The sequence below is a fragment of the Streptomyces sp. GSL17-111 genome, from assembly GCF_037911585.1.
GTDB lineage: Bacteria > Actinomycetota > Actinomycetes > Streptomycetales > Streptomycetaceae > Streptomyces.
This window is the reverse complement of record NZ_JBAJNS010000001.1, coordinates 3130062-3144934: the sequence shown is the minus strand read 5'-3', so window position 1 is coordinate 3144934 and position 14873 is coordinate 3130062. Positions and strand designations below refer to the sequence as shown.

Here is a 14873-nt window from a genome sequence, read left to right as displayed (position 1 = left end):
TCCTGCCCAACTCCGTTGTCCGCGTCAAGGACACGCCCCCGCCGCACCGCCGCCCCGGCTCACCCCACCCCGGCGCGCACCACGGAGAGCCCGAGCGCCACCGCGCCCAGGCCGACCACCGTCGTCCCCAGCACGTTCGCCACGGCCGGGCCCGGCCGTCCCCGCTCCACGAGGCGCAGGCACTCGTAGGAGAACGTCGAGTAGGTGGTGAGCGCACCGCACAGCCCGGTGCCGATCCACGTCTGGGCCGCCGTGCCGAGCCCGCCGCCGCGCACCGCGCCCGTCAGCACCCCGAGGAGCAGGCACCCGGCGACGTTGACGGTGAAGGTCCCCCAGGGGAAGTCGGACGGGTGCCGGGACTGCACCGCGCGATCGACGAGGTACCGCAGCGGCGCGCCCACGGCGGCCCCGGCCGCCACCAGCAGCCACGTCACCCGGCCGCCCTCCCTCCGCCGAGGACGCGCCGCCCCAGGGTGACGCCCGCCCACACCGCCGCCAGCGAGAGCAGCAGCGTCCCGGCGAGGTAGGCCAGCGCCGTCCCGGGCGCACCGGCGTCGAACAGCAACGTGCCGTCGAGGGCGTAGGCGGAGAAGCTGGTGAAGCCGCCCAGCACGCCGACGCCCAGGAAGGGCCGCAGCAGGGGGTGCGCGTCCCGCGCCGCGATCCACGCCATCAGCAGGCCGAGGAGCGCGCATCCCACGACGTTCACGCCGAGGAGCGCTGCCGGGAACTCCCCGGACCCGGCGGGCCACCACCGCACGGCCGCGTAGCGGGCGAGGCCGCCCGCCGCGCCGCCCAGCGCGATCGCGGCCAGCACCGCCCGGCGACGCCCCCCGGCCGTCTCGGCCCGGTCGGCCGGGACGTGCAGGTCCACGTCCGGGTCGACGGCCCCCGCCACGCTCCAGGCGTCATCCGGGCCGCCGCGGCCCTCCGCCGTCTCGCGGCTCACCCGTAGCCCAGCGCGTGGAGCCGCTCGTCGTCGATCCCGAAGTGGTGCGCGATCTCGTGCACCACGGTGATCTCGACCTCCTCGACGACCAGCTCCCGCCCGCCGCCCTCCCGCTCACACAGCCGCAGCGTGGGGCCCATGTAGATCGAGATGCGGTCCGGCAGGACGCCCGCGTACCACTCGCCCCGCTCGGTCAGCGGCGTGCCCTCGTACAGGCCGAGCAGTTCGGGATCGTCGGGGGACGGCTCGTCCTCGACGAAGACGGCCACGTTGTCCATCAGCCGGGTCAGCTCGGGCGGAACCCGGTCGAGCGCCTCGGCGACCAGCTCCTCGAACTCCTCGCGCGTCATCTCCACCACCGGGCCATTGTCGGTCACGCGGGGCCGGGGCCGCATACTCGGTCACCGGCTGGGCACATGCCGAACATGGCCCGTGCCCCGCTCAGGTCGTTCGGCGCCGCCGTCCGCAGCTTCGGCAAGGCCGTCGGACGCCGCGGAACCGCCGCCCGCGCCCTGCTCCGCCGTCCCGACCGCCCCGGCGCCCCCGGGCAGCCCGCCCGGCGCCCGCTCCGGCGCGCCCCGGAGCGTCACGCGGGCGTCCTCCCCGAACTGGCCCGCGAGCGCCGCGCCCGCCCGTGGCTGCGCGCCCTCGGTCTGACCGCCGTGACCGTCCTCGGCGCCTGGCTCGGCCTCCTCACCGTGGGCAACGTGCACAAGCCCGTCGGCCCGATGGACACCACGATGACGCTGCGCCCGTCGATCGAGGGCGGCACCCGCATCAACGTGGCACCGCTCGGCGCGCTGGAGCTGGAGAGCCACACGGCACCCTTGCGGCTCGACGTGGACGTGACCCGGCTGGACCCGGAACGCGTCGGCTTCCTCGTGGACCGTCCGGAGACCATCGACGGGCTCCAGGACCGCGTCACGGCGGACGTCGAGTCCGGCACCCGCGACCTGGCCGTACGCTCCTCCCTGGCCGTCGTCCTGGGGGCGACGACCCTGGGCCTGGCCGTCTACCGCAGGCCCCGGCGCGCGCTGGCCGCCGGCGGCCTCGCCCTGGCGCTGCTGGCCGCCTCCGCCGGGACCGCCGCCGCCACCTGGAACCCGAAGGCCGTCCTGGAACCCAAGTTCTCCGGCCTCCTCGCGGGCGCCCCCAGCCTGGTCGGCAACGCGCGCAGCATCGCGTCCGACTTCGACGTCTACCAGAAGGAGCTGGCCCGGCTCGTCACGAACGTCACCAAGCTCTACAACGCCGTCTCCACGCTCCCCACCTACGCGCCCGACCCCTCGACGATCCGGGTCCTGCACGTCTCGGACCTCCACCTCAACCCGGCGTCGTGGTCGATCATCGAGTCCCTCGTCGACCAGTACGAGATCGACGTCGTCATCGACAGCGGCGACACCATGGACCACGGCACCGCCGCCGAGAACTCCTTCCTGGACCCGGCCGCCGAGCTCGGCGCCCCCTTCGTCTGGGTGCGCGGCAACCACGACTCGCTGACCACGCAGCAGTACCTGCGGGAGATGGACAACGTGCACGTCCTCGACAACGGCGAGCCCGTCGACGTCGCGGGGCTGCGCATCGCCGGGATGGGCGACCCCCAGTTCACACCCGACCGCTCCGTCATCGCCGCCGGCGACCCCGCCGAACGGGCCTCGGGCCGCGCCCTGGCCGAGATCCTGCGCCTGCACGCCGAGGCAGGACGTCCGGCGGACATCGCCGTGGCCCACAACCCCGTCCTGGCCGAGGAGATCGACGGAGCCGTCCCGCTCGCCCTCGCCGGGCACACGCACAACCGCAAGCAGCACGACCTGCCGCGCGGCACCCGGCTCATGGTCGAGGGCTCCACCGGCGGCGACGGCCTGCGCGCGGTCGAGGGCGAGGCACCGGCGGACGTCCAGGCCTCCGTCCTCTACCTCAACCAGGACACCCGCCGTCTCCAGGCGTGGGACGAGATCACGCTCGGGGGGCTCGGGCTGACGTCCGCCGAGGTCCGCCGACACTACGTCGACGACCCGCTCGCCGAACCGTCCGACGCCCCCTCGGCCCAGCCGTCCCCGACCGGCTCCGCACCGTCCGGCACCGCCACCCCGGAGGACCCGCCCTCGCCGCCCGCCCGCGAACCCGCGTCCACCGCCACCCCGAACTGACCGGCCCGGCCGCCACCGGCGCCACCACCGGAAATCCGTTTTGGCGAACCGTCGCGGTATCCCATATGCTTCTCACGTCCCCGACGCGCTGACGAAGCGCCCAGGTGGGCCATCAGCCCTCATCGTCTAGTGGCCCAGGACGCCGCCCTTTCAAGGCGGTAGCACGGGTTCGAATCCCGTTGGGGGCACGCACCACCCGTGCGGAATCCGTTCCGCACACGCTTGGTCCTGTGGAGCAGTTTGGAGTGCTCGCCACCCTGTCAAGGTGGAGGCCGCGGGTTCAAATCCCGTCAGGACCGCTGCAGCCCCTCGGGGTTGCGTGGCTGGGTAGCTCAGTTGGTACGAGCGTCCGCCTGAAAAGCGGAAGGTCGCCGGTTCGACCCCGGCCCCAGCCACCAGAGCAGGAACGTCCCGGATGACGGCATGCCGTCATCCGGGACGTTTTCGTTGCATACTCCCTGTGAAGAACAGCTTCCGGCGACAATCGCCCCTCAGAGGCATCCGGTGCTGACGTGTCAGCACCGGATGGCTGAGTCCCGCTTCTCCCGCGTGCGACACCCCTCGCCCGACGTTCTCGCACCCTTGCGGCCAGAACACCCGCCCGACGGACCCAGCGACGGGGGGCCACCGGTCCATCAGAGGGCAGCCTCGCCGACGGGGCGACGCCTGCGGCTCACCTCCTCCGTGCCGCCGCTCGTGCCTGCACTGATCCCGTCCGGTATCGCGGTCATATCTGATACCAGCGCGGTATCATGCCTGCATGGCGATGACGCTCCGACTCCCCGACGACCTCGACGCCAAGCTCACCGCGCGCGCCGAGCGCACCGGCCGCAGCAAGCAGGCGCTTGCCATCGAGGCGATCCGCGACGCCGAAGCCCGCGCCGAACTCAACGTGCACGAGATCCTGGCCGAGCTGACGGACACCGACTCGGAGATCCTGGATTACCTGAAGTGAGCGAAGCCCGCTACGTCCAACTCGACGAGATCCTGGTGATCGCAGCCAAGATCAACGGCAACGAACACAGCGTGCGTGACCTCGGCCTGCTCGTCTCGGCCATCGAGCGGCCACGCACCAACGTGTTCGGCGCCGTGCTGTACCCCACCCTCCACGAGAAGGCGGCAGCGCTACTGCATGCCATCGCCCGCAACCACGCGCTGATCGACGGCAACAAGCGCACCGCCTGGATCGCCATGCGCTTCTTCCTGCGCGTCAACGGCCTGCCCGCCGGGCATCCGGTCCCGCCGGCCGAGGAGGCGGGCCCGTTCGTCGAGGCCATCGCCCAAGACCATCTCGACGTGCCCGTGATCGCCAAGCGGCTCATGGAGTGGTTCCCGGTCCAGTAGATTCCGGACATCTCAGCGGTGACGACCGCCCGCTCTCCGCGCTGACACGTCAGCACGACGGGCGGCCCGACCGGAAGGGCCCGAAGAAGAGCCGCCCGGCACGGGGAAGAGGCGTTGGGCGACTCCGTGGCCTTGTCCATCCGCACTCCGCACCTTTGATTCCAAGGGCGCAAGCGAAACGAGGTGCGTGGTTGGCGACCTTGAAGGCCGTACGGCGCGCGGAACGGCGGGTGTGACTCCCCTCACCGGCTGAGATGCCCTTCGACGGCCGGGGCGACACTGGATGCAGGCGCCTTCGATTGCAAGGCGGCTGGTCGGGTCGCCGTCGCGGCGACACCGGGCCCGGTGGTGAGCGCAGGGAGGCACTGCGTGCCACCTTCGGGACGTCCGCGGGCGCCGCCGGGACCGAGGTATGGCACGCGGGGACGGGTAACGTGGCTCCACCAACGACCTGAACCCGCGTCAGAAGGGTCGCGGGTCTCCCGCGGGGCTCGCGAACGTCGGGCCGGGACAGGGAGGTTGGCTGTGGCCGATCCGAAGGACGAGGACGGCCGCGACAGGTGGAAGGAGCTCAAGGCACGGCTCCAGTGGCTGACCTTGGGCTGGGCGGTCTTCCGGATGATCCGGGAGATCCTCTCCCACCTGTGACCAGGGAGCCCCGGCTCTGCGGCCGAGGCTCCCGTCGCTGTGGGGAACCTCGCCCCTGTCGGTTGCCACACTCCGGGGGTGGGGTTCTCCGCGTGCGCGTCCCGACTCGGTCGGCACACACACCATGGGCCCCCGGGCCAGCGTGTGTCCCACGGGAGCGGTGGGTCCCATACTGCCCGGTCCGTGAGGACGGGTCGAGCGTTCACCGACTGTGGACGGGCGGAGCGTGCGCCGGATGTCCCCTCCGTCCCGGCCGGACGACCCCGCGCGTGACGTACGACACGGCCGCAGCGCCGGTTCGGGAGCCGGGCGGCGCCGTGCCGTGCCGTGCGGCGGTTGTCGGTGGGCGGGCCTAGGGTCGTCGAAACGGGTCTCGGAGGGAGCGTGCGATGGTGCGGCGGTCGCGGAACAAGGAGACGGTGGAGCGGTACCTGGACGGCTTCCGCCGCAACGACCACGCCCGGATCCTGTCCTGCCTGACCGACGACATCGAGTGGACCGTCTTCGGGGCCTTCCAACTGACCGGGAAGCAGGCGTACGCGGAGGCCATCGAGGGGCCCGGGTTCGTCGGTCCGCCGCGTCTCGACGTCGTGCGGATGGTCGAGGAGGGCGACGTGGTGATGGCTGAGCTGACGGGCGTGGTCCCCGGGGAGGGCGGCGCGGAGGCGCGGCTGTCCATGGCGGAGGTCTTCGTCATGCGGGACGGGCTGATCGCCGAACGGCGGGCCTGGGTGGTCGGACTGGAGGAGAACGACTTCCGCTGACCGGCCCCGTCGCCGGCCCGGCCCGGCCCGGCGACGGTAATGCGCTCGCCGGTTCCGGGCGGCGGGTGGGATGCTTGGGGGCGTATGTCTGCTGCGCCTGCCCTCACCCTGCCCGCCCTGCTGGAGCGGGTCTCCGAACTGATGCCGCGCGACGAGCGGCGGCTGGGCCGCCGTCTCGACGGTGTTCGGCGTGTCCGCAAGCCGGAGGCGAGGGAGGCCGTGCTGGCCGAGATCGCCGCCGAGGTGGAGCGGGCGGAGGCCCGGATCGCCGCCCGGCGCGCGGCCGTGCCCCGGATCAGCTACCCGGAGGCGCTGCCCGTCAGCCAGAAGAAGGACGAGATCCTGGCCGCCGTCCGGGACCACCAGGTGGTGATCGTCGCGGGCGAGACGGGCTCGGGCAAGACCACGCAGATCCCGAAGATCTGCCTGGAGCTGGGCCGGGGCGTCAAGGGGCTGATCGGGCACACGCAGCCGCGCCGGATCGCGGCGCGCACCGTCGCCGAGCGGGTGGCGGACGAGCTGGGGACGTCGCTCGGCGAGGCCGTGGGCTGGAAGGTGCGGTTCACCGACCAGGTGAAGGACACCACGCTCGTCAAGCTGATGACGGACGGCATCCTGCTGGCGGAGATCCAGACCGACCGGGAGCTGCGCCAGTACGACACGATCATCATCGACGAGGCGCACGAGCGCAGCCTCAACATCGACTTCCTGCTGGGGTACCTGGCGCAGCTGCTGCCCCGGCGCCCGGACCTCAAGGTGGTCATCACCTCCGCGACGATCGACCCGGAGCGGTTCTCCCGGCACTTCGGCCGCTTCGCGACCGTGTCGGCCGGCCCGCGCGCCGAAGCGGGCGGGGAGGCCGGGGACGGCGCCGGGCCGGGCGCCCCGATCGTCGAGGTCAGCGGGCGGACGTACCCGGTGGAGGTGCGGTACCGGCCGTTGCTGGAGGAGGACGGCGAGGAGGGCGACCGCGACCAGGTCACGGCGATCTGCGACGCGGTGGACGAGCTCCAGGCCGAGGGGCCGGGCGACATCCTGGTCTTCCTGTCCGGGGAGCGCGAGATCCGCGACACGGCGGACGCGCTCGTCAAGAAGAGACTGCGGTCCACCGAGGTGCTGCCGCTGTACGCGCGGCTCTCGCACGCCGAGCAGCACCGCGTGTTCCAGGCGCACTCCGGTCGGCGCATCGTGCTGGCCACGAACGTGGCGGAGACGTCGCTGACGGTGCCGGGCATCAAGTACGTGATCGACCCGGGCACCGCCCGCATCTCCCGCTACAGCCACCGCACGAAGGTGCAGCGGCTGCCGATCGAGCGCATCTCGCAGGCCAGCGCCAACCAGCGCAAGGGGCGCTGCGGGCGGACCTCGGACGGCATCTGCGTCCGGCTGTACTCGGAGGAGGACTTCCTCTCCCGGCCGGAGTTCACGGACGCGGAGATCCTGCGGACGAACCTGGCGTCCGTGATCCTCCAGATGACGGCGGCCGGGCTCGGCGACATCGCGCGCTTCCCGTTCATCGACCCGCCGGACCAGCGCAGCGTCAAGGCGGGCGTGCAGCTCCTGGAGGAGCTGGGGGCGCTGGACACGGCGGAGAAGGATCCGCGCAAGCGGCTGACGGAGACGGGCCGGAAGCTGGCGCAGCTGCCGGTCGACCCCCGGCTGGCCCGCATGGTGCTGGAGGCGGACCGCAACGGCTGCGTGCGCGAGGTCATGGTGATCGCGGCGGCGCTGTCCATCCAGGACCCGCGCGAACGGCCCGCGGACAAGCAGCAGCAGGCGGACCAGCACCACGCGCGTTTCCGGGACGAGACGAGTGACTTCCTCGCCTTCCTCAACCTGTGGAACTACGTGCGGGAGCAGCAGCGGGAGCTGTCCTCGTCGGCGTTCCGCCGGATGTGCAAGGCGGAGTTCCTGAACTACCTGCGCATACGGGAGTGGCAGGACATCTACGCGCAGCTGCGGCAGGTGGCGAAGACGCTCGGCGTCACGATCGGGGAGGCGGAGGCGTCGCCGGACGCCGTCCACCGCTCGCTGCTGGCCGGTCTGCTGTCGCACGTCGGGCTGAAGGACACCGGCGGGGAGAACGGCAGGGCGGCGGCGCGGGGGAACGAGTACCTGGGGGCGCGGAGCGCGAAGTTCGCCCTGTTCCCGGGCTCGGCGCTGTTCAAGAAGGCGCCGCGGTGGGTGATGTCGGCGGAGCTGGTGGAGACGTCGCGGCTGTGGGCCCGCGTCAACGCCAAGATCGATCCCGACTGGATCGAGCCGCTGGCGCAGCACCTGGTGAAGCGCACCTACAGCGAGCCGCACTGGGAGCAGAAGCAGGCGGCGGTGATGGCGTACGAGAAGGTGACGCTGTACGGCGTCCCGGTCGTCGCGCAGCGGAAGGTCAACTACGGCCGGATCGACCCGGAGACGTGCCGCGACCTGTTCATCCGCAACGCCCTCGTCGAGGGGGACTGGCGTACGCACCACCAGTTCTTCCACGACAACCGCAAGCTGCTCGGCGAGGTGGAGGAGCTGGAGCACCGCGCCCGGCGCCGGGACATCCTCGTCGACGACGAGACGCTCTACGACTTCTACGACCAGCGCGTCCCCGACCACGTCGTCTCCGGCGCGCACTTCGACTCCTGGTGGAAGCACCGGCGGCGCGAGGATCCGGACCTGCTGAGTTTCGAGAAGTCGATGCTCATGAACGAGCGGGCCGGGGCCGTCACCAAGGACGACTACCCGGACGTGTGGCGGCAGGGCGGGCTGCGGCTGAAGGTGACCTACCAGTTCGAGCCGGGGACGGACGCGGACGGCGTCACGGTCCACGTGCCGCTGCAGGTGCTCAACCAGGTGCGGCCCGAGGGCTTCGACTGGCAGATCCCGGGGCTGCGGCGCGACGTCGTCACGGAGCTGATCCGCTCCCTGCCCAAGCCGATCCGGCGCAACTGCGTGCCGGCGCCGAACTTCGCCGAGCGCTTCCTCGCCGGGTACGCGACGCTGGCGGACGTGCCGCTGGACGAGCCGCTCGCCGCCGTGCTGGGCAGAGCGCTGCACCGGATGACGGGCGTGCCCGTGGCGCAGGACGACTTCGACTGGGCCAAGGTCCCCGCCCACCTGCGGGTCACCTTCCGGGTGGTGGACGAACGCGGCCGGCCGGTGCGGGGCAAGGCCGCGGCGGAGGCCGAGGACAAGGATCTGGAGGCGCTCCGGCTGCGGTTCAGGCCGCAGGCGCGGGAGGCGCTCTCGCGGGCCTTCGAGGCCTCGGCGGGTCAGGGCGGGCGCGGCGGCCGCCGGGGCCGCGGCGACGCCGGGACGGGCCCGCGGGACGCCGGTGGCCACGGCGAGCGGGCGGCCGGACCGGAGGCCGGGACGCAGCCGCGCAGCGGGCTGACGGCCTGGACCATCGGCACGCTGGAGCGCACCTTCGAGACCAGGCGGGCCGGGCAGCCGGTCAAGGCCTTCCCGGCGCTCGTGGACGACGGCGCCTCGGTGTCCGTGCGGCTCTTCGACACCGAGGCCGAGCAGCAGGAGGCCATGTGGCGCGGCACGCGTCGGCTGATCCGGCTGAACCTGCCCTCGGATCCCGGGAAGTTCGCCCAGTCGAAGCTGACGAACCAGCAGAAGCTGGCGCTGGCCGCGTCCCCGCACGGCAGCGTCCAGGCCCTGTTCGAGGACTGCGTGAGCGCGGCGACGGACCTGCTCGTCGCCGCGCACGGCGGCCCCGCCTGGGACGAGGAGGGCTTCCGCAAGCTGTTCGACGCGGTGCGCACGGACGTCGTGGACGCGACGCTGAAGACGGTGCGGCAGGTGCAGGAGGTGCTGATCGCCTGGCAGTCGTGCGAACGCCGCATGAAGTCGCCGCCGTTGGCGCGCAGCGCGACGTTGCTGCCGTCGCTGGCGGACGTCCGGGAGCAGCTGGCCGCGCTGATGTGCCCGGGCTTCGTGACCGCGCACGGCGCCCGGCGGCTGCCGGACCTGCTGCGGTACCTCACGGCCGTCGACCGGCGGCTCCAGCAGTTGCCGACGCACGCGGAACGGGACCGCAGCCGCATGGCGAAGGTCAGGGAGATGCAGGACGAGTACGCGTGGCTGCTGGAGCAGTTCCCGGCGGGACGGCCGGTGCCGGCGTCGGCACGCGAGATCCGCTGGATGATCGAGGAACTGCGGGTCAGCTACTTCGCCCACGCGCTGGGAACGGCGTACCCGGTCTCGGACAAGCGGATCGTGAAGGCGGTGGACGCGGCCGCTCCGTAGGGCGCGGCCGGGCGTCCCCGCTCAGGGCCCACACCGGCCGCGGGCGGTCCCGTACGGGGGCGGGGGACGACGGATTCGCACAGGTGGGCCACGCTGCTGTACAGTCTGGTCTCGCGCCGGTCGAGCAGATCGGCGCGATGGTCCTGTGGAGCAGTTTGGAGTGCTCGCCACCCTGTCAAGGTGGAGGCCGCGGGTTCAAATCCCGTCAGGACCGCTGGAGTCGAAGGGCCCGGATCTCGCCAGAGATCCGGGCCCTTTCTCGTGGCCGGAACACGGTCCGCGACGCAGGCGGGGACGCGGGCGGAGGGTGCGGGCGGGAACGCGAGCGGGGCCATGCCGTCTTGACGCCGCTACGGAGCGCGAGTACCCCTGCTACAACGAAGGGGGGCGCCCATGGGATCGGTGGAGCGCGGACGGCGCCGGGAGACGGCCGCCCTGCTGCGGGCCCATCTGTCCGCCGCCGCGCACCTGTCGCTGAACGCCCGCTACCGCCACGTGACGCGGCGCTGCCCGGTCTGCCACCGGTTGCTGCTCCTGGCCCAGGAGGAGGCCGGTGAACGCCCGTCGGGCGGTGCCGAGCGGCCCTCCCGGTCGACGGGTGACGAAAGTCCCGGGACGTCGTGACGAAAGCCCGCTCCGGCGGGTCCCCCGAGGTGGGAGGGTGGTCGTGGGCAGGCGGCCGTACGGGCGGACGGAACACCGAAGTCCCATTACCGCACAGTACGTTGGGGCGGCAAGAACACGTTCGTGTGACGGGAGTCACCGAAATGGGTGGTGAGAACGGGGACTTTATACCACCCCTACACGCGATCAATTTAATATGTGCAATTGCACGAAGCCTTCAACCAACCCTTCGTGTGCCCGCGCCGGGCAGCGGCACACTCCCCTGACGGGCCCGGTCCGGGCAGCCACCGAGCCGGCGCGAGCCCACCCGGGGGCGGGCACCGGTCCGACCCCGAGGGCGTCGCGGGGATGATCGAGGGGAAGGCAACTGCCCGCACAACGCGAATCGCGCCGGACCCGGCGGAGTCCGACGCGATCGTCGACGAGCATGACCAGGCGCCGCAGCGCGGCGTCCTGACGTGTTTCGTGGGGGCGGTACGCCACCGGGAGTCATCCCGGTACGTCCGTTATGCGGTTGTTCAGACCTCGCTGCGCTGCTGCGGGATACCCGCGAGCAGTGCGCGCACCTCCGCCTCACGGTAGCGGCGGTGACCACCGAGCGTGCGGATCGACGTGAGCTTGCCCGCCTTTGCCCAGCGCGTGACCGTCTTCGGGTCGACGCGGAACATGGTGGCGACCTCAGCCGGGGTCAGCAGCGGCTCGGCATCAGGGGTGCGAGCGGTCATGAGCGGCCTCCTCGGGAGAACCGAACCATCACGGTTCTTTCCTCTAAATTCTGCACCTTGGCCCGCGTTGCCCGAAATGGCGCACGCGGGACGAGTCGGTTATAGGACGAACGGCTTGTCCTCGGCACTACAACTACACCATCGGTCCAGCCACGTCGGCCAAACTGACGGAATTGCCCTCTCCGGGGCGCAACCTCGACGGATGACGATGGACCGCCCTATAACGGGCGGTCACGGCCGTGTGACAATACGTCACAATCCCAGACGAGGTGGCACCAACGTGAACAAGCGGTGCGGTACCGAAGTATCCGAAGTGTCCGCCCCCAGGAGGACGGAAGGAGACCGTCCGGACTCCTTGTCCTATTTTGACACGAGGAGTGGGCTTGCGGGCAAGGGGCTCTTTACGCACACTTGCGTGCCATCCGTCACGCTTGAGCCCATTGACCCGGTTCGGGACCAAGGTCCCGGTACCCTACCGTCACGCACCCGCACGGCGGGAGTCCCGACGGGGGCCGGGGACGCCCGTCAGCTCGCGAACTGCCGCTCCTGCACCGCACGCCACCGATCGGTGAGCACCTCGAAGCACTCACCCGCGCGCTCGGTGTCACCCTCCCGCAGGGCGGCGATCCCCTCGGCCGCGTCCGCCGCCGAGTGGTCGGCCGCGAGGTCGTCCTCGGAGATCGTATGCACCAGCCCGCCGTAGTCCAGCTCAACGAGTGAACGGGGATGGAACTCCTCCAGCCACCGCCCCACATCTACCAGGCCGTCGACGAGCGGCCCCTCCTGCACCTCCGTGCGCAGCGTCCGCAGGGAGCGCGCGAGCCGGCGCCGGGCCTGCACCATGGGCGTCCGGTAGCGCAGCATGACCGCCCCGTCGCCCTCGCCGGCCCCGTCACCAGGACTGTCACGGTCGCCGTCGCCGCCCGGCTTGCGGTACTCCCGCTCCTCGTCCGAGAAGAGCAGGAACCACCGGACCGGGACGTGCCAGAGCGCGGAGCGCAGCCACGGGCGGGCGTCCGGGTTCCGCTCCCGCCAGCTCTCGTAGTCGGCCTCGGCCTGTCGGCGGACGACGGACGGCAGCGCGGCCTCCAGCAGCGGTGCCGGCAGCTCCCGGTCGGCCTCGGCCAGGGCGAGCCAGGCGCGCAGCCGCGTCCGCCACGGGCAGACGCACACCACCCCGCCGATCTCGGCGACGAACGCGTCGCCGCTCTCCTGCTCGGGGACGGCGAGCGGTGGCACGGGCAGCAGGCCGGCCAGGGCCCGACGCAGCTCGTCCTGGGCACCGGGGCGGCGCTCCGTGCGGGCGTACCGCGCCCAGTGGGTGCGCTCCGGCTCGGGGAAGGCGGCCAGCGGCTCGTACACGCGCAGATACGCCGTGTACGGCACGGGAACACCGGGGGTCGGGCCCACGCTCGCCCCTCCTCTCGACGCGCTCGGCGGCCCGCTCAGGGGCCGGTACCGCAGGTCCGCGGGACGTGCCCGCGGGACATAGTGGCACTCCCCATGATCGGACGACTCCACACTCCACCGCGAGGTCGTACTCTGCTGCCCACAGGCCCTCCCCACCCACAGGAGGGCGTCCACCGCGACTACAGGAGTCACCACCGTGACTGACGTACGTAGCGCCGCCGTCAACGTCGACGGCGTGCACGGAACACCGACCGACGCCGTGCTGGCCGGGCTCTTCCGCTCGGAGCTGGGTGGTCACGAGCAGGTCGTGTTCTGCCAGGACCCGGCGAGCGGCCTCAAGGCCGTCATCGCCCTCCACTCCACCGCGCTCGGTCCGGCGCTCGGCGGCACCCGGTTCCACGCCTACGAGGGCGAGGACTTCCCCGAGGCGGCCGCCGCGCAGGACGCCCTCGACCTCGCGCGGGGCATGTCGTACAAGAACGCGCTCGCGGGCCTCGACCACGGCGGCGGCAAGGCCGTCATCATCGGTGACCCGGAGAGGATCAAGAGCGAGGAGCTCCTGCTCGCCTACGGGCGCTTCGTCGCCTCGCTCGGCGGGCGCTACGTGACCGCGTGCGACGTCGGCACGTACGTGCGCGACATGGACGTCGTCGCCCGGGAGTGCCGCTGGACGACGGGCCGCTCCCCCGAGCACGGCGGTGCGGGCGACTCCTCGGTGCTGACCGCCTTCGGCGTCTTCCAGGGCATGCGGGCCAGCGCGCAGCACCGCTGGGGCGCGCCGACGCTGCGCGGCCGGACGGTGGGCGTCGCGGGCGTCGGCAAGGTGGGCCACCACCTCGTGGAGCACCTGCTGGCGGACGGCGCCGAGGTCGTGGTCACCGACGTGCGGGAGGAGGCGGTCGAGCGGGTGCGCACCGCCCACCCGGAGGTCACGGCGGTGGCCGACGCCGACGCCCTGGTCCGCCTGCCGGGGCTGGACGTGTACGCCCCGTGCGCCCTCGGGGGCGCCCTGAACGACGCGACGGTGCCGGAGCTGACGGCCACGGTCGTCTGCGGCGCCGCGAACAACCAGCTCGCCCACCCGGGGGTGGAGAAGGACCTCGCGGACCGTGGCGTGCTCTACGCGCCGGACTACGTCGTGAACGCGGGCGGCGTGATCCAGGTCGCCGACGAGCTGCACGGGTTCGACTTCGCGCGCGCGAAGGCGAAGGCGGAGCGGATCTTCGACACGACCCTGGAGATCTTCCGGAGGGCCGACACCGAGGGGGTGCCGCCGGCCGTCGCGGCCGACCGCATCGCCGAACAGCGGATCTCGGCCGGGACGCGCCTGCCGGGCGCGGTGGGCTGAGGCGGGAGACCCGCCCGGCGTCGCCGCCGTCACGGTGGGTGACGGGTGGTGGGGGAGATTTCTCTCACCACCCCCCGGCGGGTCTTCCGCTCGGGGGACGGTAAAATACCTTCTGACCAGCGAAGCATCGGTCACCGGGCGTGCCGGGGACCTGCCCGGTCGCGCGGACGGCGTACCGTACGGGCGCGGAAGCAGGTACCGTTGAAGCTCTAAGAGCCGGTCTCTCCACCGAGAGTCCGCTCTCCACCATGAACGCGTGTCAAGACTCTGGGGCCGTCGAGCCCCGTCGTTGAGGGGGTCGAGCCATGGGGCGCGGCCGGGCCAAGGCCAAGCAGACGAAGGTCGCCCGCCAGCTGAAGTACAACAGCGGCGGGACGGATCTCTCGCGTCTGGCCGAAGAGCTGGGTGCAACGCCGGCGCAGCAGCCGCCGAACGGTGAGCCGTTCGAGGACGACGAGGAAGACGACCCGTACGCACGGTACGCCGACCTCTACAACGCCGACGACGAGGACGAGGAGTCCCAGCGGGACGACTCGCCCCAGCGTCGCCGCGCGTGACGTTCGCCGGTTCCGCCGGAACAATCGCTGGACGAGCGCCGCGCAGGGCGTAAAGGATTTCCGCCTGTGAAGGGCCCCACCTGTGGTGGGGCCCTCAGGCATGCGCGGAGCA

The 14873-nt window shown here is 72.2% G+C and carries 14 protein-coding genes and 4 tRNA genes; 13 read left to right on the top strand and 5 right to left on the bottom strand.

Going from position 1 to position 14873, the window contains the following annotated elements:
• Positions 1-59 precede the first annotated feature (59 nt).
• Genes crcB through V6D49_RS14020 form a run of 3 tightly spaced genes read right to left on the bottom strand, consistent with a single transcriptional unit; the run spans position 60 to position 1299 of the window.
• Positions 60-434, bottom strand: coding sequence for a fluoride efflux transporter CrcB (gene crcB, locus V6D49_RS14030; RefSeq protein WP_340559977.1), 375 nt, complete (start codon positions 432-434; stop codon positions 60-62).
• Positions 431-949, bottom strand: a complete 519-nt coding sequence (locus V6D49_RS14025; protein ID WP_340559976.1) for a fluoride efflux transporter FluC — start codon at positions 947-949, stop codon at positions 431-433. Before V6D49_RS14025 ends, crcB begins: the two co-directional genes overlap by 4 nt.
• Positions 946-1299 (bottom strand): metallopeptidase family protein, encoded by a 354-nt coding sequence (locus V6D49_RS14020; protein WP_340563994.1) that lies wholly within the window; start codon positions 1297-1299, stop codon positions 946-948. The genes V6D49_RS14025 and V6D49_RS14020 overlap by 4 nt, the downstream gene beginning before the upstream one ends.
• Before the next feature lie 75 nt (positions 1300-1374).
• Here V6D49_RS14020 and V6D49_RS14015 point away from each other — a divergent pair, with 75 nt between their 5' ends.
• The 11 genes from V6D49_RS14015 (at position 1375) to V6D49_RS13965 (ending at position 10721) form a co-directional block, all read left to right on the top strand.
• A complete protein-coding gene (locus tag V6D49_RS14015) occupies positions 1375-3099 on the top strand; it encodes a metallophosphoesterase family protein (protein ID WP_340559974.1) in 1725 nt (574 codons plus the stop codon).
• Between the two features lie 115 nt (positions 3100-3214).
• Positions 3215-3287: transfer RNA gene (locus V6D49_RS14010), tRNA-Glu, on the top strand.
• 36 nt (positions 3288-3323) lie between these two features.
• Positions 3324-3398: transfer RNA gene (locus tag V6D49_RS14005), tRNA-Asp, on the top strand.
• A 22-nt stretch (positions 3399-3420) separates the two neighbouring features.
• Positions 3421-3497: transfer RNA gene (locus V6D49_RS14000), tRNA-Phe, on the top strand.
• Positions 3498-3859: 362 nt separating this feature from the next.
• On the top strand, positions 3860-4054 hold the full coding sequence (locus V6D49_RS13995) for a ribbon-helix-helix protein, CopG family (protein WP_340559973.1): 195 nt from the start codon (positions 3860-3862) through the stop codon (positions 4052-4054).
• Positions 4051-4443, top strand: coding sequence for a type II toxin-antitoxin system death-on-curing family toxin (locus tag V6D49_RS13990; RefSeq protein ID WP_340559970.1), 393 nt, complete (start codon positions 4051-4053; stop codon positions 4441-4443). The genes V6D49_RS13995 and V6D49_RS13990 overlap by 4 nt, the downstream gene beginning before the upstream one ends.
• Positions 4444-4968: 525 nt before the next feature.
• Complete coding sequence (locus V6D49_RS13985) at positions 4969-5091, top strand: hypothetical protein (protein WP_340559968.1); 123 nt, start codon at positions 4969-4971, stop codon at positions 5089-5091.
• A 389-nt stretch (positions 5092-5480) separates the two neighbouring features.
• The gene (locus V6D49_RS13980; protein ID WP_340559966.1) at positions 5481-5855 is read left to right on the top strand and encodes a nuclear transport factor 2 family protein; all 375 of its coding nucleotides are present in this window, start codon (positions 5481-5483) and stop codon (positions 5853-5855) included.
• 84 nt (positions 5856-5939) lie between these two features.
• Complete coding sequence (hrpA, locus tag V6D49_RS13975) at positions 5940-10097, top strand: ATP-dependent RNA helicase HrpA (protein ID WP_340559964.1); 4158 nt, start codon at positions 5940-5942, stop codon at positions 10095-10097.
• A gap of 139 nt (positions 10098-10236) precedes the next feature.
• Positions 10237-10311: transfer RNA gene (locus tag V6D49_RS13970), tRNA-Asp, on the top strand.
• Positions 10312-10490: 179 nt separating this feature from the next.
• The gene (locus tag V6D49_RS13965; RefSeq protein WP_340559962.1) at positions 10491-10721 is read left to right on the top strand and encodes a DUF6274 family protein; all 231 of its coding nucleotides are present in this window, start codon (positions 10491-10493) and stop codon (positions 10719-10721) included.
• Between the two features lie 518 nt (positions 10722-11239).
• Here V6D49_RS13965 and bldC read toward each other — a convergent pair.
• Together bldC and V6D49_RS13955 are read right to left on the bottom strand one after the other, a co-directional pair.
• Complete coding sequence (bldC, locus tag V6D49_RS13960; protein WP_027749187.1) at positions 11240-11446, bottom strand: developmental transcriptional regulator BldC; 207 nt, start codon at positions 11444-11446, stop codon at positions 11240-11242.
• A 525-nt stretch (positions 11447-11971) separates the two neighbouring features.
• Complete coding sequence (locus V6D49_RS13955; protein ID WP_340559960.1) at positions 11972-12856, bottom strand: hypothetical protein; 885 nt, start codon at positions 12854-12856, stop codon at positions 11972-11974.
• Between the two features lie 196 nt (positions 12857-13052).
• Between V6D49_RS13955 and V6D49_RS13950 the strand changes: the two genes are divergently transcribed.
• Positions 13053-14204, top strand: coding sequence for a Leu/Phe/Val dehydrogenase (locus tag V6D49_RS13950; protein ID WP_445330523.1), 1152 nt, complete (start codon positions 13053-13055; stop codon positions 14202-14204).
• Positions 14205-14509: 305 nt separating this feature from the next.
• Positions 14510-14761, top strand: a complete 252-nt coding sequence (locus V6D49_RS13945; RefSeq protein WP_191209215.1) for a DUF3073 domain-containing protein — start codon at positions 14510-14512, stop codon at positions 14759-14761.
• The last annotated feature ends 112 nt before the right edge of the window (positions 14762-14873 follow it).

Bases quoted from the DNA above. Each gene is read 5' to 3' on its own strand.
- V6D49_RS14020 (WP_340563994.1), bottom strand. From the start codon at position 1,299: ATGACGCGCGAGGAGTTCGAGGAGCTGGTCGCCGAGGCGCTCGACCGG.
- V6D49_RS14015 (WP_340559974.1), top strand. From the start codon at position 1,375: ATGGCCCGTGCCCCGCTCAGGTCGTTCGGCGCCGCCGTCCGCAGCTTC.
- V6D49_RS13995 (WP_340559973.1), top strand. From the start codon at position 3,860: ATGGCGATGACGCTCCGACTCCCCGACGACCTCGACGCCAAGCTCACC.
- V6D49_RS13980 (WP_340559966.1), top strand. From the start codon at position 5,481: ATGGTGCGGCGGTCGCGGAACAAGGAGACGGTGGAGCGGTACCTGGAC.
- hrpA (WP_340559964.1), top strand. From the start codon at position 5,940: ATGTCTGCTGCGCCTGCCCTCACCCTGCCCGCCCTGCTGGAGCGGGTC.
- V6D49_RS13965 (WP_340559962.1), top strand. From the start codon at position 10,491: ATGGGATCGGTGGAGCGCGGACGGCGCCGGGAGACGGCCGCCCTGCTG.
- bldC (WP_027749187.1), bottom strand. From the start codon at position 11,446: ATGACCGCTCGCACCCCTGATGCCGAGCCGCTGCTGACCCCGGCTGAG.
- V6D49_RS13945 (WP_191209215.1), top strand. From the start codon at position 14,510: ATGGGGCGCGGCCGGGCCAAGGCCAAGCAGACGAAGGTCGCCCGCCAG.